Below are 23141 nucleotides of genomic sequence, written 5' to 3'. Positions count from 1 at the left end.
CGCCTTCGACCCGACCGAGGTTCCCATGGCGTTGGCCACGTCGTTGGCGCCTATGGAAAAGGCCATGTAAAGGCCAAGTACCACGGCCAGTATGAGCGTAAATTCGGCTCCCATGGTCCCCGATCCTCCCCTTGCGTCCGGTCGATGTCAGGATAGCGTTCCGGCCCGTCGAGGACCGGAACATCTCAGGTGGGTACAATATGGCGGAACACACCCGTGCCCGCCATGTTTATTTTGCCCGATTTATTGAACGATTTATCGGCTGCGCGGAGGATCCCCGGCACCGGATTCGAAAGATGGAACCGGCAGGGTCTCATCCCGCGAACTCAGTATTTCAGTCCGGTATAGAGTCCTTCGTCCACGGGGACGATCAGGACCCGCGCCTCCCGGTGACGCACCCAGTGCCTGACGGCGTCGCGGACTTCTGCCAGGTTGCCGGCGGCCTCCGCGCCGACACCGAATCCTTCGGCGACCTTCACCCAGTCCACCGGCGCGAAGTCGACCCCCGTCTCGGGCAGCCCCCGGGCCTGCTGGGCGATCTTGATGACCGCCAGCGAAGCGTCGTACAGGACGACGAGCAGGGGCGAGATGCCCGTCCGCCTGATGGTTTCGAGTTCCTGCACCATCATGGCGAAGGCCCCGTCGCCCGTCACGGCCACCACCGGCCGTTCGGGACAGACCGTCGCGGCGCCCATGGCCGCCCCCACGCCGTAACCCATGGAAGAGAGGCCGTTGGACATGAGGAAGGTATCAGGTCCCGGCGCCAGCCAGCGTTGTCCCATGACGTTCTTGTGCGCGCCCACGTCCGAGGAGACGATGGTGTCTTCCGGCAGGGCATCCCGCAGGACGCCGACCAGGTGATAGGGCGACATGCCCTCCGGTCCCTCGGCGGCCGGGGGGTGGTAGACCGCGTCTACGCGCGCTCTCAGGTACCGGATGTCATCGTCCGTCCACGCGCCGCGCCCGGTATAACCCTCCGCGATCCGGCCGAGCAGGCCGGCCACCTCGCCTACGCAGGAAGCGGGCGGGCTCCAGGCGCCGAAGCCCACGGGGGCGTTGGTGACCACGTGCAGCGGCGCATCGAAGTGCCAGAGCCGGGAGATCTCCACGGGATCGAATCCGATGCCCAGGACGCAGTCGCTTTGCTCCAGCCATTCGATGATCCGGTCTTCGCCGGCGGCCGGTGCGATTGTGCCCAGGAATCCGGCTCCGCGCTCGTCGGCGATCCCCTTCGCCTGAACGGTCGTGGTATAGGGCAGGCCGGTATCCCGCAGGAAGCGCCGCACGGTCGGCGCGTCCCTTGTCGCGTCCATGGCGATGCCGACCACGGCAACGGGTCTCTCGGCTTCGTTCAGGGCGGACAGAATGCGGGAGAGATCGGCTTCGCCCGGGGGGGGCGGGAGAGGCGGATACCCTGGCTGGATCTGCCCGGCGCCGGCTCGATTTACAGATCCGCGGACGGCATCCCGATTCCCGGAATCGCCATCGACGGCCGGCTTCCCCGCCACGTCGGACGGCAGGGAAAGGTATACCGGACCCCGCGGCGGACCGGCGGAGGTGGACAGGGCGTTTTTAACGGTGTCTTCGACCGCGGCGTCTTCCAGGTCGGCAGACCATCGGGTGATGGGCGTGAACAGATCGATCAGGGGAAGGTTCTGCTTGTTGCTCCGGTGGTGCCGCTCCGTCGACGTCCGCGCGGAGATGGCCACGATCGGATCGCGGTCCAGGAAGGCGGTGCCGACGCCGAGAACCAGGTTGCATGCACCCGGCCCCAGCGTCGCGACGCACACCCCCGGAATCCCGGTCAGTCGTCCGGCGGCCGCGGCCATGAACGCCGCCGTGGATTCGTGGCCGGTCAGGACGAACCGGATGCCCGCGCGTTCGAGTGCGTCGATCAGTTCCAGCACTTCGCCGCCTGGATGGCCAAAGGCGACGCGGACGCCGGAGTCGTGCAGGGTGCGCGCGATGACCGCCGCGCAGGTCTGATCCTGGTTCAATCGGTCATCCCTGGTAGGGGTTCTTCGAACCGCGTGTACGTATCGTGGCGGGTATGGGATACGCTGTTATCGCCACGCGCGGCGCAATCTCTTCGCACGCGGCGCGATAGTGCCGGGTGAAGCGCTCACTCGGTGGCGACCAGGTCTCCGCGCCTGAGATGGATCCGGTCAAAGCTGTCCGCGGAGATCACGTAGTACCACCGTGCGAAGCGGGCGTTCAGGTCCGCGGAGGTCCGCCGCCCGGTATCCACGTTGCTTTGCCAGGCTTCATGTTTTTCCTGCAGATCGGCATTGGTCCGGTCGGCGTCGGTCCAGAGCGAGTCCGCCCGGCCCTGGAAAGCCAGGTCGCCGGGCCTGGGCGGTTCCGGGAACATGCCCGCGTTGAATCCGGTCGTGATGAACAGGTACCGATTTTCTCCAGGTTCGTCTGAACCTCCGACCCCGGCGCCGCCCGAACCGGCGGTAACCGCGTCTCCGGCCCCGTACACGATCTCACCGAAGCGTAGCGTGTATACGACCCCGTCCGCCGTGCGGACCTGCGTCTCCCCTTCGTTGGAAACCAGCTGGCCGTCCCGGGTGAAGAAGTAGCCTTTCTCCTGCAGGGAGGCCAGGTCGCCGCGGGTTATGTTGATGCCCTCGTTGTCCTCCAGACTCCTGGAAAGGCCGGCCGGCTTGGGACGGACCCCCACGATGGTCAGTTCATCCAGGGCCTTGAGCAGGTCTTCCATCTTCGCCCCGTCGACTTTCTCCCCGCTTCGCATGCGGTTGGCCGTCCAGTCGGGGTCGCCCCGCGTCAGGATGATCGTGTCGCGCTGGTTCAGGACCCGGGTGCGTTCGTCTATGGAGTAGTCCTTCAGGATGACCTGCTCGATCCGATTCTGGTCCACTTCCAGGAGGTCCTTCTCTATCCAGTCGCCGAAACGGGACGACACGTCCACGTCGAAGCGCGCCGCGTAGGTCCGTTTCTGTCCCGGCACCCGGAGGTAGCGGTACCTGCCCTCCCGTCCGGGTACGCTTTTGCCGACGATGAGGTCGGCGAGCAGGTTGTCGTTCCCGTCCTTGACCGTGACGCGCTTGCCCCGTCCGGCCAGGGAGGCGACAGCTTCGTCGAGCGGGTCCACCACGCCCAGGGCCTCGTGATCCGCGGCAACCTCGGCGACCACGTCGTCCTTGCGGACCTCGATGAGTCCCGCGGCGGTACGGGCCAGGCGGTCCCGATCATCGGCCGGGTAGTTGTGATGGGAAGGAATGCGCCAGCGCGTACCTTTGAACACCACGTTGAACGCGGCGACGCTCCCGGTGATCTCGTCGAAATCGATGACCTCCAGCGAGGCCGCTTCGTTGGGATCGGTGAACTCGGGAAAGAAGACCTCGCCCCGGTCGGAGAAGGCCTCCAGCGTCGGATCGGCCGGCGCCGCGAAATAGGCCGCGACGGTCACCAGCGCCGCAACGCCGACGAAGACCAGCGTCTTTCGGGTCTCTTCCATGGTCAGTTCCTCAGCCTTCGCGCGGCGGCGGCCGCATCGTTCTCCCGGCGCCTGCGCCGGAGGAAGATAAATACGCCCAGGAGGAAGACCGGCACGGGTGGAAGCAGGGCGGCGAGGTTCTTGATGGTGTTCTGAATCAGGCGGATCTGACCTTCCATCATTTCCTTGCCGTCCTGGATTCTGGCTTCCTTTTCGGCCTCGATGTTGGTCTTCAGCGTCTCGAACCGCCGGTTCTCCACTTCCTCCAGGTTCCGGACCATGATCCGGCGGGTCTGCTCGTCCAGGTCGGTCCGCTGCCGGACCTCGTCCACGCGGGCCGTGAGCCGGCGGCGGGCCTGGTCCAGGGCCGCCTGTGCCTCCTGTTCGGCTTCGTCCTCGTCCTCCGCCCGTTGCAGGGTGTAGGCCAGAGTCTGCTGTTCGACGGTTTCAAGCGTCCGGTACCGGACCCGCTTGCTGCGCAGCGCGATGAAGGATTCGTCGCCCACCAGTACGTCCATTATGTTCAGGAAAAAGGTGACGTTGTCGAAATTGAACCCCCCGGCGCCTACGCGGCGGATATCGAAGAACTGCTGCGACGCGAAATCCACGTCGGCCACGACGGTCAGGTTCACGGGTGCGGCTTCCCCGGCGCCTGCCGCGCTATTCGTCTCGGGTTCGCCCTCGCGCGCATCCGAAGAAAAGCTCGCGTCTGCCGAACTGCCCGCGCCCGCGAACCCCGCGACGTGGGCGGCGATCGTGTAGACGTTCTGGCTTGCCCGCCGCGGGACGTTGGACAGGACCAGTTGCGAACCGCCGAAGAAGTTGCGCTGAACGAGCTGGGAGTAGGCGGTAAGTCCCGAGACCGCGCCGCTCTGCACCAGGGACGTGAAGGTGAACTCCCCGTTCCCCGATGGCTGCAGCCGGCCCGGGAAGATGAAGACGAGTTCCTGTAGCGACGCGGTGCTGACGGCCTCCTGGTTGAAGGTGTCCGGGTTCTCGTTGCCCGGGGAGGCAAAGACCACTTCCGGCGGGAGGTGGGCCATGCCGGGGTGGGGATTGTAGCGGTCCCACACGATCAGACCGGAGTTCCATTCCACGCCGAAACGGCGAAGCAGACCCTGGATGTCGCCCTTCGGCGCAGGGGGCGGCTGCTGGTTGCCCGCGAAGGGGTTGGCGCCTGCGCCCTTCTGCTCCGAGGGGGACAGGGTCAGGTTGAACGACGGCAGGGGATCCAGGAGAAGCAGCGTGGGATGTCCCGCCGCGATGTAGTCCGAAAGCCGGTCCATGTCCGCCTGCGTCAACGTGTTGGGCAGGGCGACCATGAGCGCGTCCAGGTCGTCCGGATAGTCGTCCTGGGGCTGGACCTGCACCACGTCGTACTGCTTGCGAAGTTCCTCGGTCATGGCCCAGGGCTGCCGGCTCTGCATGGTGTTGAAATCGAATCCACCGAAGAGCCGCACGTCCGTGGAAAGTATGCCGAATTTCGCGCGGTCCGCACGGGCCACCACGCGAAGACTGCGTACCAGTTCGTACTCGACGGGCAGGCCCGTATCCAGGAATCCGATGACCTGTTCTTCCGGACCGCAGGTGACGGCGACCCCCGCGAAGACGTTCGCGAATCCGGACCGGGCGCTCCGCAGGTCCGGCAGTTCGCGGGGCGTGATGCCGAACCGATCCCGGGCTTCCCGGGCCTCGGGAGAGTACATCTCGGTTTCCTCGATGCGCACCTGGACGCGGGAGCCTCCCGCGGCGTCCAGTTCCTTGAGGACGTCCACCAGGTTCGAACGGGTCTGGAGATAGGACTCCGGTACCTCGGGACTCACGAAGGCCTGGATGAACACGGGACGCTCCGGGTCCAGTGCCGACAGCATCTGCACGGTCTCGTCGGAAAGCGAATGGAGCCCTTCGGCGGTCACGTCCACGCGGATTCCAGCACGGCCCAGGATGACGTTCAACCCGACAACCGCCGCGACAAGCGCAGCCGCCCTCGCGCCATGGTGGATTCCCATCCTGTACCCGCCGGCCCGCACGGGCCAGTGGCGCCTGCTGATCACTACCACATTGAGGTAAAGCATAAGGCCCGCGACCGAGACGAAATGGACCAGGCCGGAGAAACTGACGACGCCGCGCGCGAAGTCGTCGAAGGCATTGAAGAGACCCAGGGGCGACAGCAGATCCCGCAGCCCGTCGCTGATCCCGCCCGCGATGGGACCGATGAGCACGAAGGCGGCGCAGAACAGCGCGCCCAGGATGAAGGCGATGGTCACGTGCGCGGTGAGCAGGGACGCCAGCATGCCGACGGCGATGAGGGCGGCGCCGGCAAGCCAGTAGCCGAAGTAGTTGCCGGCCATGAGCCCGAGGTCGGGACTGCCGAGAAACATCAGCACCAGCACGTGACTCAGGGACAGCACGAGCGACGCCGTGTAGACGCCCACCACCGCGAGATACTTGCCCAGGACGACTTCCAGGTCCGTCGCCGGGAGCGTCAGCAGCAGTTCATCCGTTCCCTGCCGGGCTTCCTCGGCCCAGACCCCCATGGTCAGCGCCGGGATGAAAAAGAGCAAGAGGTAAGGGAACACGGCGTTCAACTGGTCGAGGTTTGCCAGGTTGTTCAGGAAGAACGGGACCTGCCAGAAGGCAGCGGCCGCGCTGAGGAATATGAAGAGCGTTACGAAGACATATCCCGTGGGATTGCTGAAGGCCAGGCGCATGTCGCGGCGGACGATGGCCGCCACCACCCCGGTGTTGAGACAGCTGAAAGCACCGACGTTCATTCGCTCGCCTCCCCGCCCTTCGTCGTCTCATCCTCCGCCTCCCCGCCGTCTGCGGTCAGGGCGTAGAAGGCGGCTTCGAGCGATCCGTCGCGGCCCAGGCCGGCGGGTGTGCCGTCGTAGACCAGCCTGCCCTCGTTGATCAGGAGCACGCGGTCGGCGATGACGTCCACTTCCTGGAGGATGTGGGTGGAAAGGAGGATCGTCTTGGTCTGGCCAAGCAGCCGGATGTCCTGTCGGAAATCCCGGATCTGGTTGGGATCGAGCCCGGCGGTCGGCTCGTCCATGATGAGCACGTCGGGGTCGTGGAGCAGGGCCTGTGCGAGGCCTACCCGCTGCTTGTTGCCACGGGACAGCTTGTCGATGGGTTTTTCGAGGGCCTCGTGCAGGTTGCACCGGTCGGTGACGTAGTCCAGGCGGCTGGCCAGCCGGAGCGGATCGAGTCCGCGGGCCTCGCCGAAGAACCGGAGGAGTTCGAGCGGCGTCATGTTCTGGTACAGCGGGCCGTTTTCGGGCAGGTATCCCAGGTGTCTCGACATGGCCAGGCGTTCGCGCCTCACGTCGAGCCCGGCGACTGCCGCGCTGCCCGCGCTCGCGCCGAGATAGCCGCTCAGCATCTTCATCGTGGTGGACTTGCCGGCGCCGTTGGGCCCCAGGAACGCCACGATCTGGCCTTCGGGAATGGTAAAGGTGATGTCTTGCACGGCGACGAACGAACCGTAGTACTTACAAAGCCCATTCGTCTCGATCATGGGTTTTTCGGACACCCCTGTTCTCGCTCCTTTTCAAGCCAAAATTGCAGATGTCCGCGTGTTTTTGGCGTTGCTTTATTTCGCGGCGCGGAATAATAACAAGGGGTCGGGTCCGTGTCAAGACCGTATTCGGCGAAGCCGCGAAATCACTTGACAAATCGGCTGAAATTGCACAGATTTAAGCAACTGAAAACTACTGTTGAAGCTTCGAATTCGTTCGCGATCTTCAGGATTGGTCCAGCCACCACGTGACGAGTCCGGCATGAGACTGCTTACCTTCACATCCGTCCTTGTTTTCGCCTTGCTTTTCGCCAGTGACCCGCATGACTGCGCCGCGCTGGAGACCAGCGCCGCTCATGTGGACCACTGCCAGGGCTGCCTTATTGCCGCCGCGTCCTTCGCGGTACTTGAAAAGTCCTCTTCTACCCTCCCGGACTACGAGTTTGTCTGCCCCGTGGCCGGCGAACCGGAACCCGGATACCCCCGGCTTCAGGACGCGCAACACCGAAACCGCGCGCCGCCCCTTCCCTGACCCGACAGCCTGCAGGCTCAGGCCTCCGGCCGATCGCCCGAATCCTATCGGCGCGGCCCGTGACCCTTCCAGACGTCCAGATTGGTAAGTCCAGACCGCTCGAATCGCCGGCCGTATCGATACCGCCCGGATGATTGCACGCAGGGGTCGAGGGCCGGTTCCAATCGCCGGCTCGGGGTTCACCCGCATCGGTCGGCACCGAAATCGGCAACAGAACCTGTAGTTTTCTGTCAGGGTTATCCGGACCGGCGCCGGATCGCGGTACCTGGTGCCGTTTATGTAAAAGCAGTTCATTTTACTTCACGCAGCACAGCAAAGAGGAGAAGCCCGACATGTTCAAGCATCGCTGGAACGTACTGTCCGTCCTTACCGTCGCGGTATTCGTCACCGCCGCGCTCACGTTCGCCTGCGCCGACGACGAAGAATCCAGTCCGACCGGTCCTACCGAACCGGAAGAACATGAAGAGGACGACCATGGACCGGGTGAAGAAGAACTCATCACGACGCTCAGGATCACGCTTACGCCCAGTGGCGGAGGAGCGCCGGTTACTGTGCAGTTCCAGGACCTGGACGGCGAAGGCGGTAATGCTCCGGTTGTGGGCACGCTGGTCGTAAACGCGGGTACGGATTACGACGGCGCGGTACAGGTGTTGAACGAGTTGGAAAGCCCGGCGGAGAACATCACCGAGGAGGTGGAGGAGGAAGCCGAGGCCCACCAGTTCTTCTATCGAACCCTCGGGGGTTTTTCGCCGGCCACCGTTACCTATGCGGACAAGGAATCCGATTATACGACGAACTCGGGCGCCGATCATCCCGTCGGAGTCGCATTCATGCTTTCTGTCCCCGCTAACGCGCAGGACGGCCAGCTTCGGGTCATTCTGAGTCACTATGATGAAGGGCCCAAGGACGGGGTGACCCAGAGCGACGAGACGGATATCGATGTGACCTTCCAAGTGGAGGTGCGCTAGCAGGTACTAACACGGTCGTGACCTATTCTTAGGAAACGCGCGTCCTGGGATTACCTATGAACGCAACGAAAATCCTGTGCGCCGTCCTGGCGATAGCCTTGTCCGGTCTCGTTCTTCAAGTCGAAGCGCAGACCGTCGCGGTGCGCGGCAAGGTGCTGAACGAATCAGGCGAACCCTTACCGGCGGTGACCGTCATGATGCCGGCGCTCGAGATCGGAGCGTTCACGGACGAAAAAGGCGAATTTCGCCTGGAGAACGTGCCGGCAGGCGCACACACGTTCGAATTCCGCTTCGTCGGCTACCGAACGGTCCGAAGCGAGATAGTCGTCACCGAAAACAGACCGACCGTGCTCGAAGTAGCCATGGAACCGGAGACCCTGATCGGTGACGAGGTAACCGTCACGGGTGACCGGGACCTGGCGGGCGAACTCACCGGGTCCAGTCAGTCCGTCCTTGTTCTGCCCCTGTCCGACCTGGAAGAACGCCGGGGCCAGACGGTGGGCGAGACGCTGGAATCCCTGCCGGGCGTATCCACCCTGACCACGGGTCCCGCCGTTTCGAAGCCGGTGCTGCGAGGCGTCCACAGCGCCCGGGTCCTGGTACTCAATGCCGGCATTACACAGGAGGGCCAGCAGTGGGGCGGAGACCACGCCCCTGAGATCGATCCCTTTTCCCCGGCCCGTATCGAGGTGCTCAAGGGCGCCGCCAGCGTGCAGTACGGCGCCGGCGCCATCGGGGGCGTAATCCGCATCGAACCGCCGGAACTGCCCACGAGACCGGGCCTGGGCGGCCGGATCAATACCAACCTGTTCTCAAACAACAGACAGGGCGCGGGTTCCCTCCTCCTGCAGGGTGCCCTGCGGCGACCGGGGGGACTCAAGTGGCGGGTGCAGAGCAGCCTGCGGCGGGCCGGTGACGCCCAAGCGCCGGTCCACGTCATACGGAATTCCGGGTTCGACGAGCGGGACTACTCGGTGGCACTGGGCTATACGACGGACCGCGTGGACACGGAGGCCTATTTCAGCCATTTCGGCACCTGGATCGGGATCTTCAAAGGAGCCCACATCGGCAACACAACGGACCTGAGAAGGACCATCGAGCGGGGCGAACCGACCATCGTAGGCTCTTTCACCTACGAAATCGACAATCCGCGCCAGCGGGTGGACCACGATCTCCTGTCCGTTCGATCTCTTGTACGATTCGAGGGGAAGGGCAATCTCGAACTCAGGTACGGACAGCAGTACAACCGGCGGGAGGAGTGGGACTCACACGCCAGAAGCGGCGGGGTGGCGAGGCCCGGGTTCTCCCAGGGACTGCAGACCCACAGCGGCGACGCGATCTTCCAGCACGGCAACCTCGGCAACTGGTACGGGAAATTCGGTATCAGTGGCATGCGCCAGGAGAACAAGCGCTTCAGTACCGGATTTCTCATTCCCGATTTCCTGGCCTACAGTGCCGGCGTGTTCGCCCTGGAATCCTGGACGAAGGGAAAGACGACGGTGGAGACGGGCCTGCGTTACGACTACCGGTGGATGGAGATCTACTCGAACACGGGCCGCCGCGCCACCGAGATCGTCGAGGGGGGCATATTCACCTACCGTAACATGACCGGTGTGCTTGGCCTCATCTACGAATTGACCCCGAATACGGCCGTCGCAGCCAATGTCGGCCGGGCCTGGCGGCCGCCGGGGGTGAACGAGTTGTACAGCCACGGCGTCCACCACGGCACGGCGCAGTTCGAAATCGGGGACAAAGAACTGCAAACGGAGTCGAGTCTGAACACGGATCTCACCCTGCGCTACCAGGGAGACAGGGGCCGCGGCGAACTGGGGCTCTTCCGTTCCCATTACAGCAACTACATTTCGCTGCTGCCGGCGGACGATCTGGTCTTGACGATACGCGGGGCGTTCCCCAAATTCATCTATGTCCAGTCCGACGCGGTGATCCAGGGCTTCGACGGGTACCTGGAGTACGAACTGACGCCGCACATTGATACCCATCTGTCCGCCTCGTTCGTCCGGGGACGAAACACCGTGGAGAATCAGCCCCTGTACCAGATGCCGTCCACCAGGTTCATCGCCGGCCTGAGTTTCCACCTGCCCACCGGTGGACGGCTCCTTGACGCCGGCATCGGGTTCGAAGGCCGCTTCGTCATGCGGCAGAACAACTTCCCCGAAGGCATCGACTACGCGGATCCACCGGCCGGCTACGAGCTCTTCGACCTGGACCTGCACGCTGAAATCGCCGTGGCCGACCAGCCCGTGCGCGTGCAATTCGGCATTCGCAACCTGTTCAACCAGCGGTACCGGGATTATCTGAGCCGTTTCAGGTACTTCATTGACAATCCGGGCCGCAACGTTACTTTCGGCATGTCCCTGCCTTTCGGGATGTCCATGGAGGAATAGAAGACGCACGGGTATCAAGCTTGCCCGCGCGCACGGACTGCGGCCTGTTTCTAGCGTGAGGCGACCGTAATATGCACAGCGCGGTGCCCTTCGGCGGCAGAGAAGGAACCACTTGACGAACCAGCGCTCACCGTTCATGTTCACGTAACTGGAATTCAGTCGGACTGTTCCATTTCTTTGACAGATCAAGCCACATGGTGACGGGTCTTCCATGAAACTCCTCACGCTTTCCTGCGTCATCGCATTTGCCGTGTTTTTCACCAGTCCCCCGCACGACTGCGATGAGTTGGAGACCGACGCCGGACATGTGGACCACTGCCAGATCTGCCTTTTCGCCACCGCGTCCTCCGCGGTGCTTGAGAAGTCATCTCCTACCCTCCCGGACTACGATTTTGTCGGCCCCGTGGCCGCTGCATCGCAACCCGGTTACCCTCGAATTCAGGTCGAGCAGCACCGAAACCGTGCGCCGCCTCTTCCCTGACCCGACAGCCTGCATGCTCCGGGTCTCCGGCCGATTGCCTGAGTCCTTCAGGAGCGGCCGTGTCCCCTTCCGGACATCCCTGATTATATGTCCAGACTGTTCTGACCGATCTGACTGTTGAGACTGTTCTGACCGATCTGACCATTCAGATCGGTCAGACCGTTCAGACCGTTCGAATCGCCGGCCGTATCGATACGGCCCGGACGAATCCACACAGATGGTCGGGGCTGGTCCCAGTCAACGGCTCGGAGTTCGCCTGCGTCAGTCAGCACCGAAATCAGTAACAGGACCCGCGGTTACCTGTCAGGGTTGTCCGGACCGGAACCGATCCGCGGATCGCTGTACCTGATCCCTCTTATTTAAAAATCAGATCACTTTACTTCACGCAGCACAGCCAAGGAAGAGAAGCCAAAATGTTGAAGTATCGCTGGAACATACTGTCCGTCATGGCCGCCGCGGTGTTCACCGCCGCGCTGACGTTTTCCTGCGCCGACGATAATGACTCTAATCCGATGGGTCCCGACGATCCGGAAGAACATGAAGAGGACGATCATGATCATGACCATGGTCCCGGTGAAGTAGAGCTCATCACGACGCTCAGAATCACGCTTACGCCCCAGGGCGGGGGAGCGCCGGTCACCGCGCAGTTCCAGGATCTGGACGGCGAAGGCGGAAACGCGCCGGTCGTGGGCAAGATCGTCGTAAACGCGGGTACGGTTTACGACGGCGTGATACAGGAGTTGAACGAGACGGAAAGCCCGCCGGAGGACATCACCGAGGAGGTGAAGGAGGAAGCCGAGGCCCACCAGTTGTTCTTTCATACCCTTGGGGGGTTTGCACCAGCCACCGTTGCCTATGCGGACAAGGAATCCGATTACGTGACGAATTCGGGCGTAGATCATCCCGTCGGAGTCAGATTCACGCTTACTGTTCCGGCTAACGCGCGGAACGGTCAGTTCCGGATCGTTCAGAGTCACTACGATGACGCACCCAAGGACGGCGTGACCCCGAGCGACGAGACGGACATCGAAGTGACCTTCGAAGTCGAAGTGCGGACGTAGTATGGACACGGCCGCGGCCTATTCGTAGACCGGACACGGCCGCGGCCTATTCCCTGTAATCGCGGGCTTGGAGAGTTTCCAAATGAAAGCAATGAAAGTACTGTGCGCCATCCTGGCGACAGCCGTGTCCTGCCTCTTACTACCGTCAGAAGCGCGGGCTGCCACGGTGAGCGGCAAGGTGTTGAACGAGGCCGGCGAGCCGATGCCGGCGGTGACCGTCGTCCTGCCCGCACTCGAGATCGGTGCGTTTACAGACGAAAGGGGCGTTTTCCGCCTGGAAAGCGTTCCGCAGGGCAAACATGCGATCGAATTCCGATTTGTCGGCTACAGGACGATCCGAAGCGAGATACTTGTCACCGAAAACAGGTTCCCCGTGCTTGAAGTAACCATGGAGCCGGAGGCCCTTATCGGCGAAGAGGTCACCGTCACCGGCGACCGGGACCTTGCGGGCGAACTCACCGGGTCCAGCCAGTCCATCCTCGTCCTGCCCTCTTCCGCCCTGGAAGAACGCCGGGGACAGACGCTGGGCGAAACGCTGGAGTCCCTGCCGGGCGTAACCTCCCTCACCACGGGACCAGCCATTTCGAAGCCCGTGGTGCGTGGAGTCCACAGCGCACGGGTGCTGATACTCAATGCCGGTGTTACCCAGGAGGGGCAGCAGTGGGGCGGTGACCACGCGCCGGAGATCGACCCCTTTGCCCCTGCCCGCATCGAGGTGCTCAAGGGCGCCGCCAGCGTGCAGTACGGCGCCGGCGCCATCGGGGGCGTAATCCGCATCGAACCGCCGGAACTGCCCGTGGATCCAGGTATGGGCGGCCGATTCAACACGAATCTCTTTTCCAATAACAGGCAGGGGGCGGCTTCCCTCCTCGTGCAGGGCGCGCTCCGCCGCTCCGTAGGACTCAAGTGGCGGGTGCAGGGGAGTCTGCGCCGCGCGGGCGACGCCCGGGCGCCGTTGCACGTCATACGGAATTCCGGATTCGACGAACGGAACTATTCGGTGGCGCTGGGCCTTACGACGGACCGGGTTGACACGGAGGCCTATTTCAGTCATTTCGGTACCTGGTTGGGGATTTACAAAGGCGCCCACATCGGCAACACTACTGACCTGAGACGGGCCATCGAGCGGGGCGAGCCGGGAATCGCGGGTTCTTTCACCTACGAAATCGGCAATCCGCGCCAGCGGGTGGACCACGATCTTCTGTCCGTACGATCCACGGTACGTTTCGAGCGCTTGGGCAATCTCGAGCTGCGGTACGGTCAGCAGTACAACCGGCGGGAGGAGTGGGACGCCCACGCCCGGGGCGGCCGTACGCCGACAAGACCCGGATTCGACCTGGGATTGCAGACGCACAGCGGCGAAGTGATCTTCCACCACCGCAACTTTGGAAACTGGTACGGAAAGGTCGGCGTCAGCGGCATGCGTCAACGAAACGCGCGGTTCAGCACGGGGTTCCTCATTCCCGACTTCCAGGCCTACAGTTTAGGCGTGTTTGCCTTGGAATCGTGGACGAAAGGCAAGACCACGATAGAAACAGGTTTGCGATACGACTATCGCTGGACGGAGATCTACTCGAACGCAGGCCGGCGCGCTACCGAGATCGTCGAGGGGGGTATTTACACCTACCGCAACATGACGGGGGTTCTCGGCTTGATCCACGAGATGACCCCGGCCCTGGCCGTCGCCGCCAACGTAGGCCGGGCCTGGCGGCCGCCCGGGGTGAACGAGCTGTACAGCCATGGCGTTCATCACGGTACGGCGCAGTTCGAGATCGGAGACAAGGAACTGGATACGGAATCGAACCTGAACACGGATCTCACCCTGCGGTACCGGGGGGATCGGGGTCGCGGCGAACTGGGTTTTTTTCGATCGAGCTACCGAAACTTCATCTCGCTGCTGCCGGCAGGCGATCTCGTGTTGACAATTCGGGGCGCGTTCCCCAAATTCAACTATGTTCAGTCCGACGCGGTGATTCAGGGATTCGACGGATACTTGGAGTACGACACGACGCGGTACATGGGTGCATATCTGTCCGCCTCCCTCGTCCGCGGACGAAACACGGCGGAAAACGAACCTCTGTACCAGATGCCACCCACCCGGTTGATAGCCGGTCTGAATTTCCGCCTGCCCGCCGCCGGGCGCCTGCTGGAAGCCGGGATAGGGTTCGAAGGCCGCTTCGTCCTGCGGCAGGAGGATTTTCCCGAAGGCATCGACTATGCGGATCCGCCGGCCGGTTACAACCTCTTCGACGTAAACCTGCATGGGGAGTTAGCCGTGGCCGACCAGCTCGTACGCATGCAATTCGGTGTACACAATCTGTTCAACAAGCGATACCGGGACTACCTGAGCCGGTTCCGCTATTTTACCGATAATCCGGGTCGGAATGTTACGTTCAGCCTGTCCGTTCCATTCGGGCAGCCCATGGAGGAATAGAAAGATGTACAGTTCTCGCGTGTTCCCGCGCGCCCTGACCACCTTCTGTTTTAGACGTGCGGCGATCGTATGCTGCATGGTCGGGCTGCTGGCTACGCAGACCACCGGCTCCGCGTCCGCACAGGAGCGGGAGATCGTTCCTCTTCGCATCCTGGAAGCGCTGCACATGGATGGCGTCCTGGACGAGGGCATATGGCAGAACGCCTTGGCTGCCAGCGGTTTCACCCAGCAACGGCCGGACGAGGGCCAGCCGGCGTCCGAGCGGACCGAGGTGCGGGTCCTATACGACGAGCAGACGCTGTACATCGGCGTCTGGGCCTACGACTCGGACCCTTCCCAGATCATCGCCACCCAGATGGCCCGGGACGGCGACCTGGCCGACGACGACTACTTCCAGATCATCCTGGATACGTTCATGGACCGGCAGAACGGGATCCTCTTCGCCACCAATCCCGACGGTGCCCGTTATGACGCCCAGGTGCGCAACGAGGGCCGGTCCGAGGGCCGCTTCAACACCAACATCCTGACGGACTGGAACGGCGTGTGGGACGTGTATACTTCCAGGAACGAAGAGGGATGGTACGCCGAGATGGCCATTCCCTGGAGCACGTTGCGCTTCGAAACCGGGGAAGACGTCGATTTCGGGATCAACCTGGAGCGCCAGATCCGCCGCCGCAACGAACAGTCCTTCTGGGCGCCGGTCATCCGTCCCTTCAACATCTCCCAGGTGTCCGTGGCCGGGACCCTGTCGGGCATGAACCTCACGCGGCACGACCACCGCTACTTGCAGGTTACGCCTTACTCCCTGGGCGGGGCTACGTGGACCTACGACCCGGGCACGACCAAGCGGGACGACGACTTCGACGGCGGTGTGGACGTCAAGTACGGCCTGACCAACAACCTGTCCCTAGACCTGACCTACAACACGGACTTCTCCCAGGTGGAGGTGGACGACGCGCAGGTCAACCTTACGCAGTTCAACCTGTTCTTCCCCGAGAAACGCGCCTTCTTCCTTGAGAACGGCGGGCTTTTCCGCTTCGGAGTGGCCCGGGAGACGGAACTCTTCTACAGCCGCAACATCGGCCTGGCGCGCGATGGTACCGGCGCGCTAAGGCAGGTGCCCATCACCGGTGGCGGCCGCCTGACGGGCAAGGCCGGCCGCACGAACCTGGGGCTTCTGCTCATGCGGACCGGCGACGAGCGATTCGGTGAATCCAAGATCGAGGACAACATCTACGCCGTGGCGCGGATCAGCCAGGACGTGGGCGAGAAATCCAACGTGGGATTCATCGTCACCAACCAGCGGATCGGCGGCGGCGACTACAACCGGGCGGCCGGCGGCGACTTCAACCTGGCCATCGGTCCCAAGCTGGCCGTCAGCGGATTCCTGGCCGGCACCACCTACCAGGCGGGTGAGGACAGCGAATCGGGCTTCGCGGGAAGGCTGTGGTCGCGCTGGAACGGACCCCTGTGGCAGTTCGAGGGCCTGTACATGGGCGTATCCGAATTCTTCAGTCCCGGCATGGGCTTCTTCAGCCGCCGGAGCCTGGCCCGGAATTTCGGGGGATTCCACGAGGTCTCGGCCCGTGCGTTCTTCACGCCCGAACCCACAAACAGCATCGTCCGCCGGTACTTCCCCCATATCGTGATAGGCGCCACTTTCGGGGACGACGGTACGCAGCTGACCCGTCGGGAACACTATCACTGGGAGCTGTTCTTCACTGGCGGCGAACAGGCGGGAATCACGCTGGACCGCGCCTTCCGGCGGATCAGCGAAGACACGCGCCCTATTCTGGGCGTCAAGCTCCCCGCGGGGAATTACACGGACGCGTCTTCGCGCATGCATTACACGACGAACCTGAGCAAGCCCCTGTTCGCCGATTTCCAGCTCATCCTGGGCCAGTACATCAACGGCGACCGGCGTTCGCTGAATCTCGAGGGCGGACTGCGCGCCGGGTCGAAGTTTACCTTCGGACCCAGGTACGAGCTCAACGACGTGACGCTCACCGACGTCGGGGACAGGAAACGGGAGGTCACGGCCCACATCTTCGGCGTCCGTTCCAGCTACTCATTCTCGCCCGACCTGTCGCTCAGTACGCTGGTGCAGTGGGACACCCAGCAGGACCGGTTCGTGTCGAATTTCCGGTTCAACTACATCATCAGCCCGGGCAGCAATCTCTTTGTCGTGTACAACGAACGGCGCGACAACGAGGACGTAGGGGAAACCCTGCTCGGCGACCCGCTGGACCGGACGCTGGTAGTCAAGCTGGCCTACCTGTTCGACTTGTAGACTGATTCCCGTTCACTCCGTCCGACGGCCGCCGGACCGGCCCATCCGGCCCGTTCGACCCATTCGACCCATTCGGTCCATTCGGTCCGTTCGGCCCGTTCGGTCTGCTCGGTCCGCGGTAATCGGCTGCCTGGACTCAAGTTGCTCATGAACGTACTCGGCGGAACACTCACGGGCTGTTCGACGGATCCCCTGACCGGGTTCTACCGCGACGGAGCCTGCAATACCGGATCGGGCGACGCGGGCGTCCACGCCGTCTGCGCGGTGATGACCGAGGAGTTCCTGGTGTTTTCGAAGGCGGCGGGAAACGACCTCAGCACGCCCGTACCCGCCTTCGGCTTCCAGGGCCTGAAACCCGGCGACCGCTGGTGCGTGTGCGTGAACCGCTGGAAAGAGGCCTACGACGCGGGCGCGGCGCCGCCGGTGGTGCTGAGCGCCACCCACATCATGGCCCTGGAGTTCGTGTCGCTGGAAGAACTGAAAGCCTGTGCCATGGACGAGGCATAGGGCCGGCGGCTCGTTGTGATCCGCAAGACCGGCGTTGCGGGATTTGTTTTATTTCCTTGATTTTCCCGCGCAGGCCCATTAGATTTCATCGCCTGAATGGCAAAACCGGCATTCTGAAGATCTGTTCGTCAGGAGTACAGCATGGCCAAGAGCAAAAACCGTGACCTCGTAAAACTCAAGAGCACGGAAAGCGCGCATTGCTACTACACCAAGAAAAACCGGCGTAATACGACCGCCCGTATCGAAATCAAGAAGTACGATCCCACGCTGCGGCGGCACGTGATGTACCGGGAGACGCGGTAGCGGCGTTCCTGGAGGTTTATCCCATGTCGAGAAAATGCAAGTTGACCGGAAAAGGGCCCCTGGTCGGCTTCAACATATCCCATGCCCATAACAAGACCAAGCGGCGCCAGTATCCTAATCTCCAGTTGAAGCGTATCTACGTGCCCGAACTGGGACGCACGGTGCGCATCAAGATGTCCGTCAGCGCCCTGCGGACGGTCACGAAGATGGGGCTGATGCCGTTCCTGAAGAAACAGGGACTGCGGCTGCAGGACGTGCTGTAGTATCCGGTCTCATGTCATTGAAGAGCACCTCATTCCACAAGTCCCAAGCGGCCGTTCGCGGGCCCGTGGGTGTCGCTGTCGTTACGGTGAGCGATTCCCGCACGCCGGAAACGGACGTCAACGGCAATTACCTCCGGACGAGCATTGAGGAAGCGGGCCACCGCGTCGCCGGCTACCGCCTGATCCGGGACGAACCGGACCAGGTCGAAGCCGCCCTCGAGGACTGCACGGGTGAGGACATCCAGATCGTTATTTTCAACGGGGGCACCGGCATCTCCCGGCGGGACCGGACCTTCGACGTACTGAACCGCAAACTGGAAAAGCCCCTGCCCGGGTTCGGCGAGCTTTTCCGCATGCTCAGCTATGACCAGGTCGGTTCCGCGGCAATGATGTCCCGCGCCACCGCGGGCGTGTACCGCAACACGGTGGTCATCTCCACGCCCGGCTCCCCGGCCGCGGTGGAACTCGCGTGGGAGAAACTGATCGCAACCGAAATCGCCCATCTGGGCTGGGAACTGACCCGGTGACCGTCACGGACCGGGTACGTCTTTAGTTCCATCTATATTTCGAAACAATACGGAGGCCTTCATGCTGTTCCCCTATCAGGATGCCGCAACCGGGGTCGCGCGCCGCGTAATCCTGTTCTCCTTCCTCACCCTCTGTCTTGCCCTCTCTTATTCGCTTGTCGATACGCACGAAGCCCGCGCCCAGACCGAGGACGAAAAGACCGTCACCGCGATCTTCAACGAACGGCTGACCTCGGGAGAGATGTACTACCTCCTAGAAGATCTGTGCAAGAACATCGGACCGCGGCTCAGCGGTTCGGAAGGCGCGGAGCGCGCCGTGGCATGGGCCAAAGAGGTGATGGAGGACTACGGGTTCGACCGGGTCTACCTGCAGGAAGTCATGGTGCCCCACTGGGAACGGGGCGGTCCGGAGCAGGTGCGGATCGTCGACGTCGAGGAAGGCATGATAGAGCTGCGCGCTCTGGCCATCGGAGGATCGGTGCCGACGGCACCGACGGGGATCACGGCCCCGGTGGTCGTGGTCCACTCCCTCGAGGAAGTGGAAGAGCTCGGCCGCGAGGCCGTTGAAGGGAAGATCGTCTTCTACAACCGGCCCTTCGACCAGACGGTGATCGCGACCGGGCCCGGCTACGGCGGGGCCGTGGACCAGCGTTTCGCCGGTCCGTCCCAGGCGGCGAAGTTCGGCGCCGCGGGCGTGGTGATCCGCTCCGTCGCCTCGAACTTCGACGACGCGCCCCATACAGGCGGCCTGCGCTATCTCGAAGACGTCGAGCGCATCCCCGCCGCGGCCCTGGGCTTCCAGTCCGCCGACCGCCTGGTCCGGGTGCTCGAGGACCAGCCCGAAGCCAGACTCTATATGCACCTGTCCAGCAAGTGGCACCCCGACGCCCTTTCGCACAACGTGATCGGCGAGATCCGGGGCAGCGAACGGCCGGACGAGATCATCCTGGTGGGCGGCCACCTCGATTCATGGGACGTGGCTGAGGGCGCCCACGACGACGGCGCGGGTGTGGTCCACTCCCTCGGCGTGCTGCGGACGTTCCAGAAACTGGGCATCCGGCCCCGGCACACCATTCGGGCCGTCCTTTTCATGAACGAGGAAAACGGCCTCCGCGGCGGCCTCAAGTACGCCGAGGTAGCGAAGGAAACGGGCGAGAAGCACCTGATCGCCCTCGAGAGCGACGCGGGCGGCTTCAGTCCGCGGGGATTCGGCGCGTCCGTCGACGATGACGTCCTCGAAAGGTTCCGCTCGTGGCTGCCTCTGTTTCCCCAGAACACGATCGCCTACATCAACAAGGGCGGCGGTGGCGCGGACATCAATCCGCTCCGCAGGGAGACGGGCACCCCGACCATCGGATTCATCCCCGACTCGCAACGGGCTTTCGACTACCATCACGCGCCCACCGACGTCTTCGAAGCGGTGAACCGCCGGGAGCTGGAACTGGGCGGCGCGTCCATCGCCACGTTGATCTACCTGATCGACAAGTACGGCCTCAGGGACGAAAAGGCGCAGTAGGAAGGGGGCGATGACGACGCTCAGGATCTTCCTCTGCCTCTTGTTCGTTCCCGTGATCGAACCTGTCCCGGTCCTTGATCCGTCTGCGGTTCTGCGTCCGTCCGTTGCGCGGGCCCACGTGTTCTACGTGAGCATCGCGCGGGTCAAGTGGAACGCGGACGAAGCGCGCCTCGACGTGTCCGTGCGGATCTTCACGGACGACCTGGAGGAGGCCATCGTGGCCGAGGGCGGCCCCCGGCTCAGGCTCTGGACCGATCAGGCCCGGGAGGACCGTGACCGGCACGTGTCGGACTACCTGGCCTCCCGGCTGGCCTTTCGAGTCAACGACGTAGACCGGCAACTGACCTACGTCGGCATGGAGGACGCGCTTGACGCCACGGCCTGCCTGGTGCAGATTACGGGTGTGGACCGCGTGGAGACGATCGAGGTCGAGAACCGGATCCTGATTGATATGTTCGACACGCAGGCCAACGTGATGCGGTTCGAAATCGGCGGCGAGAAGAAATACGTCAACCTGAGTAAGAAAACCGTCACGGGGACGGTGCGTTTCGGGGCATGACGATGTCCGAATTCCAGGTCTATCTGCAACTCGGTTTCGACCATATTTCGGACCTGAACGCCTACGACCACATCGTTTTCATCATCGCCCTATGCGCCGCCTATCCGCTGAACCGGTGGCGTTCGGTGCTCTTGCTCGTCACGGCTTTCACGGTCGGGCACTCGATTACCCTGGCGCTGGCCACGCTCCGCCTTGTCCTGGTCCCGTCGGACCTGGTCGAAACGCTCATCCCCGTGACGATCCTGGCGACCTGCCTGATGAACGTCTACAGGCCGTTCGAGGGGAAAATCGGCCGGAAGACGAGCTATGGACTGGCCCTGTTCTTCGGCTTGATCCACGGCCTGGGTTTCTCGAACTACCTGAGGGCGCTGCTCGGCATGGAAGAATCGATCGTCGTGCCGCTCCTGTCCTTCAATATCGGACTGGAGCTGGGCCAGTTGATGATCGTGGCAATCTTCGCGGCCGTGGCCTTCGTGATCCTGCGGATCCTGGGAACGCCGCACCGCCAGTGGAACCTCTTCGTATCGGGCGCGGCCGCCGGGGTTTCGGCCATGTTGCTGCTGGGAGCGAGTTGAGCAGGGCTGCGGAAAGGGCATGATCCGCGGACCGGGTGCGCCGGGTTGAACCACGCACCGGGCAGACCAGACAAGACTGGTCTGACTGGCTGGATCCGCAGGGAGGAAGCGCTATCGTGACGCTTGACACGACGATAGAAGAAGTGCTGGAAGACTTCGAATACCTGGACGACTGGGAAGAGCGCTACCAGGAGATCATCGACTTGGGAAAGAAGCTTCCGTCCCTGGATGATGCCTACAAGACGGAAGCGTACAAGGTCAAGGGATGCGTGAGCCAGGTGTGGCTCGTGCCCCACGTCGCGGATACCCTGCCGCCGACCATCACCTTCGACGCCGACAGCGATGCCCACATCGTCCGCGGCCTCGTGGCCATCCTGCTCATGGTCTATTCCGGCAAGACGCCGCGGCAGATCCTCGACGCCGACATCGAGGGCATCTTCGACCGGCTGGACCTGGCTTCCCACCTCAGTCCGAGCCGAAGCAACGGTTTTCGTTCTATGGTCAAGAAGATCCGCTCGATCGCGAGCGGCGCGTTGGCGAACTAGACCCGTCGGCCGCCAGGCCAAAGCCGGTCCTCGCCCCCGGCCCACTGTCCGACTGACGTTCTTCCGATGCCCGTGGCGTGCATGGTCCGCATGGTCCGGCGAGCGTGCCCGTCGGCTGCCAACCTGCCGTTCTCCACCTATCCACCCAGCCCGGCAATGATCTCGTCGACTTGCCTGCGGTGCTCATCGGACAGTTCCCAGCCTACCGCGTCGATGTTCTGTTCCACGTGTGCCGGCCGCGTCGCCCCGCACAGGACCGACGTGATCCCGGGCTGGCGGGCCGTCCAGTGGATGATGAGTTGGGCGAGTGACTTGCCGTATTCGTCCGCTATCGGCTTCAACCGGTCGAGCGTATCGAGCGTACGGTCCAGTGCTTCGCCCTGGAACCGGGGATCTTCGTTTCGGGAGTCGCCTTCCGGAAACCGGTGGCCGCGTCCGTACTTCCCGGTCAGTAATCCCTTGTACAATGGCCAGTAGGAGATTACGCCGATGCGGTTTTCCCGGCAGTGCGGCAGGATCTCCGCCTCGATGTCGCGGATCAGCGGGTTGTACGGCGGCTGGTCCGAGTGCAGCGGCGCATGGCTTGCGAAACTTTTCATCTGGGCAACGTCGTAATTGCTCACGCCGATCGCCCGGATCTTGCCCTGCTCCCTCAGCTCGGCGAGGGTTACGGCCGTTTCCTCGAAAGGCGTGTCCTCGTCCGGCGCGTGCACCTGGTACAGGTCGATGTAGTCGGTATTCAACCGTCGCAGGCTCTCTTCGACCTGCTCCAGAACGCGCTTCCTCGAACTGTCGCGAAGCAACGCGGCGCCGTCCCAGTACAGGCCGCATTTCGTCGCCAGGACGATCCGGTCGCGTCTGCCCGCGATGGCCCGTCCAACCAGCCTTTCCGACTCGCCGCTGCGCCCGTACATGTAGGCGGTGTCGATGAGGGTGATGCCGCCGTCCATGGCCGCCTCAAGCGCTGCCAGGGAGGCGTTGTCGTCGATTCCGGTCCACCCGACGCCGGCCATGGGCCAGCAGCCCATGCCGACGACCGATACCGTCAGTCCCGATTCACCGAGTGCTCTGTATTCCATGTTCCTTTCCTTTGGCAGAAGGTCCGGGAAGGCCGCGTACCGGTTGAAGCCGCCACAGGTGCCGGCATTGGTCGGGCCTTGCGCCGATTCAGATCTGATACTGGTTAAGA

20 protein-coding genes are annotated in these 23141 nt (G+C 63.2%); 15 read left to right on the top strand and 5 right to left on the bottom strand.

Annotated features, from left to right (window positions below):
• Positions 1-326: 326 nt before the first annotated feature.
• From OXG98_10840 to OXG98_10825, 4 genes are all read right to left on the bottom strand, one after another.
• Complete coding sequence (locus OXG98_10840; GenBank protein ID MCY3772500.1) at positions 327-1997, bottom strand: thiamine pyrophosphate-binding protein; 1671 nt, start codon at positions 1995-1997, stop codon at positions 327-329.
• A gap of 125 nt (positions 1998-2122) precedes the next feature.
• The gene (locus tag OXG98_10835; protein MCY3772499.1) at positions 2123-3484 is read right to left on the bottom strand and encodes a DUF4340 domain-containing protein; all 1362 of its coding nucleotides are present in this window, start codon (positions 3482-3484) and stop codon (positions 2123-2125) included.
• Positions 3485-3486: 2 nt separating this feature from the next.
• Positions 3487-6237 (bottom strand): Gldg family protein, encoded by a 2751-nt coding sequence (locus tag OXG98_10830; GenBank protein MCY3772498.1) that lies wholly within the window; start codon positions 6235-6237, stop codon positions 3487-3489.
• The gene (locus OXG98_10825) at positions 6234-6986 is read right to left on the bottom strand and encodes an ABC transporter ATP-binding protein (protein ID MCY3772497.1); all 753 of its coding nucleotides are present in this window, start codon (positions 6984-6986) and stop codon (positions 6234-6236) included. Before OXG98_10825 ends, OXG98_10830 begins: the two co-directional genes overlap by 4 nt.
• Positions 6987-7248: 262 nt before the next feature.
• Between OXG98_10825 and OXG98_10820 the strand changes: the two genes are divergently transcribed.
• The 15 genes from OXG98_10820 (at position 7249) to OXG98_10750 (ending at position 21952) form a co-directional block, all read left to right on the top strand.
• Positions 7249-7518: a hypothetical protein gene (locus tag OXG98_10820; protein ID MCY3772496.1), complete on the top strand. Its 270-nt coding sequence runs from the start codon at positions 7249-7251 to the stop codon at positions 7516-7518.
• A 332-nt stretch (positions 7519-7850) separates the two neighbouring features.
• Entirely contained in the window at positions 7851-8486 is a 636-nt protein-coding gene (locus OXG98_10815) for a type 1 periplasmic binding fold superfamily protein (protein ID MCY3772495.1), read from the top strand.
• Positions 8487-8542: 56 nt separating this feature from the next.
• Complete coding sequence (locus OXG98_10810; protein ID MCY3772494.1) at positions 8543-10891, top strand: TonB-dependent receptor; 2349 nt, start codon at positions 8543-8545, stop codon at positions 10889-10891.
• A gap of 211 nt (positions 10892-11102) precedes the next feature.
• A complete protein-coding gene (locus tag OXG98_10805; protein ID MCY3772493.1) occupies positions 11103-11372 on the top strand; it encodes a hypothetical protein in 270 nt (89 codons plus the stop codon).
• A gap of 413 nt (positions 11373-11785) precedes the next feature.
• Entirely contained in the window at positions 11786-12433 is a 648-nt protein-coding gene (locus OXG98_10800) for a type 1 periplasmic binding fold superfamily protein (protein MCY3772492.1), read from the top strand.
• Between the two features lie 82 nt (positions 12434-12515).
• Positions 12516-14867, top strand: a complete 2352-nt coding sequence (locus OXG98_10795) for a TonB-dependent receptor (GenBank protein ID MCY3772491.1) — start codon at positions 12516-12518, stop codon at positions 14865-14867.
• A 4-nt stretch (positions 14868-14871) separates the two neighbouring features.
• The gene (locus tag OXG98_10790) at positions 14872-17157 is read left to right on the top strand and encodes a DUF5916 domain-containing protein (protein MCY3772490.1); all 2286 of its coding nucleotides are present in this window, start codon (positions 14872-14874) and stop codon (positions 17155-17157) included.
• A 147-nt stretch (positions 17158-17304) separates the two neighbouring features.
• On the top strand, positions 17305-17664 hold the full coding sequence (locus tag OXG98_10785; GenBank protein MCY3772489.1) for a DUF2237 domain-containing protein: 360 nt from the start codon (positions 17305-17307) through the stop codon (positions 17662-17664).
• A 141-nt stretch (positions 17665-17805) separates the two neighbouring features.
• Positions 17806-17967 (top strand): 50S ribosomal protein L33, encoded by a 162-nt coding sequence (gene rpmG, locus OXG98_10780; GenBank protein MCY3772488.1) that lies wholly within the window; start codon positions 17806-17808, stop codon positions 17965-17967.
• Positions 17968-17990: 23 nt separating this feature from the next.
• On the top strand, positions 17991-18230 hold the full coding sequence (rpmB, locus tag OXG98_10775; protein ID MCY3772487.1) for a 50S ribosomal protein L28: 240 nt from the start codon (positions 17991-17993) through the stop codon (positions 18228-18230).
• Positions 18231-18241: 11 nt separating this feature from the next.
• On the top strand, positions 18242-18757 hold the full coding sequence (locus OXG98_10770) for a molybdenum cofactor biosynthesis protein MoaB (protein MCY3772486.1): 516 nt from the start codon (positions 18242-18244) through the stop codon (positions 18755-18757).
• 61 nt (positions 18758-18818) lie between these two features.
• Positions 18819-20273: a M20/M25/M40 family metallo-hydrolase gene (locus OXG98_10765; protein ID MCY3772485.1), complete on the top strand. Its 1455-nt coding sequence runs from the start codon at positions 18819-18821 to the stop codon at positions 20271-20273.
• A 10-nt stretch (positions 20274-20283) separates the two neighbouring features.
• Positions 20284-20832 carry a hypothetical protein gene (locus OXG98_10760; GenBank protein ID MCY3772484.1) on the top strand — a complete coding sequence of 183 codons (549 nt, stop codon included), beginning with the start codon at positions 20284-20286 and terminating at the stop codon, positions 20830-20832.
• A 2-nt stretch (positions 20833-20834) separates the two neighbouring features.
• Entirely contained in the window at positions 20835-21407 is a 573-nt protein-coding gene (locus OXG98_10755) for a HupE/UreJ family protein (protein ID MCY3772483.1), read from the top strand.
• 116 nt (positions 21408-21523) lie between these two features.
• Positions 21524-21952, top strand: a complete 429-nt coding sequence (locus tag OXG98_10750; protein ID MCY3772482.1) for a SufE family protein — start codon at positions 21524-21526, stop codon at positions 21950-21952.
• Between the two features lie 137 nt (positions 21953-22089).
• On the opposite strand, the gene OXG98_10745 is transcribed toward OXG98_10750, so the two are convergent.
• Positions 22090-23031 carry an aldo/keto reductase gene (locus OXG98_10745; GenBank protein MCY3772481.1) on the bottom strand — a complete coding sequence of 314 codons (942 nt, stop codon included), beginning with the start codon at positions 23029-23031 and terminating at the stop codon, positions 22090-22092.
• Positions 23032-23141: the final 110 nt, after the last annotated feature.

Source organism: Gemmatimonadota bacterium (assembly GCA_026706345.1).
Classification (GTDB): domain Bacteria; phylum JAAXHH01; class JAAXHH01; order JAAXHH01; family JAAXHH01; genus JAAXHH01.
The sequence above is the reverse complement of the archived record's forward strand: the minus strand, read 5'-3'. Positions and strand labels throughout refer to the sequence as shown.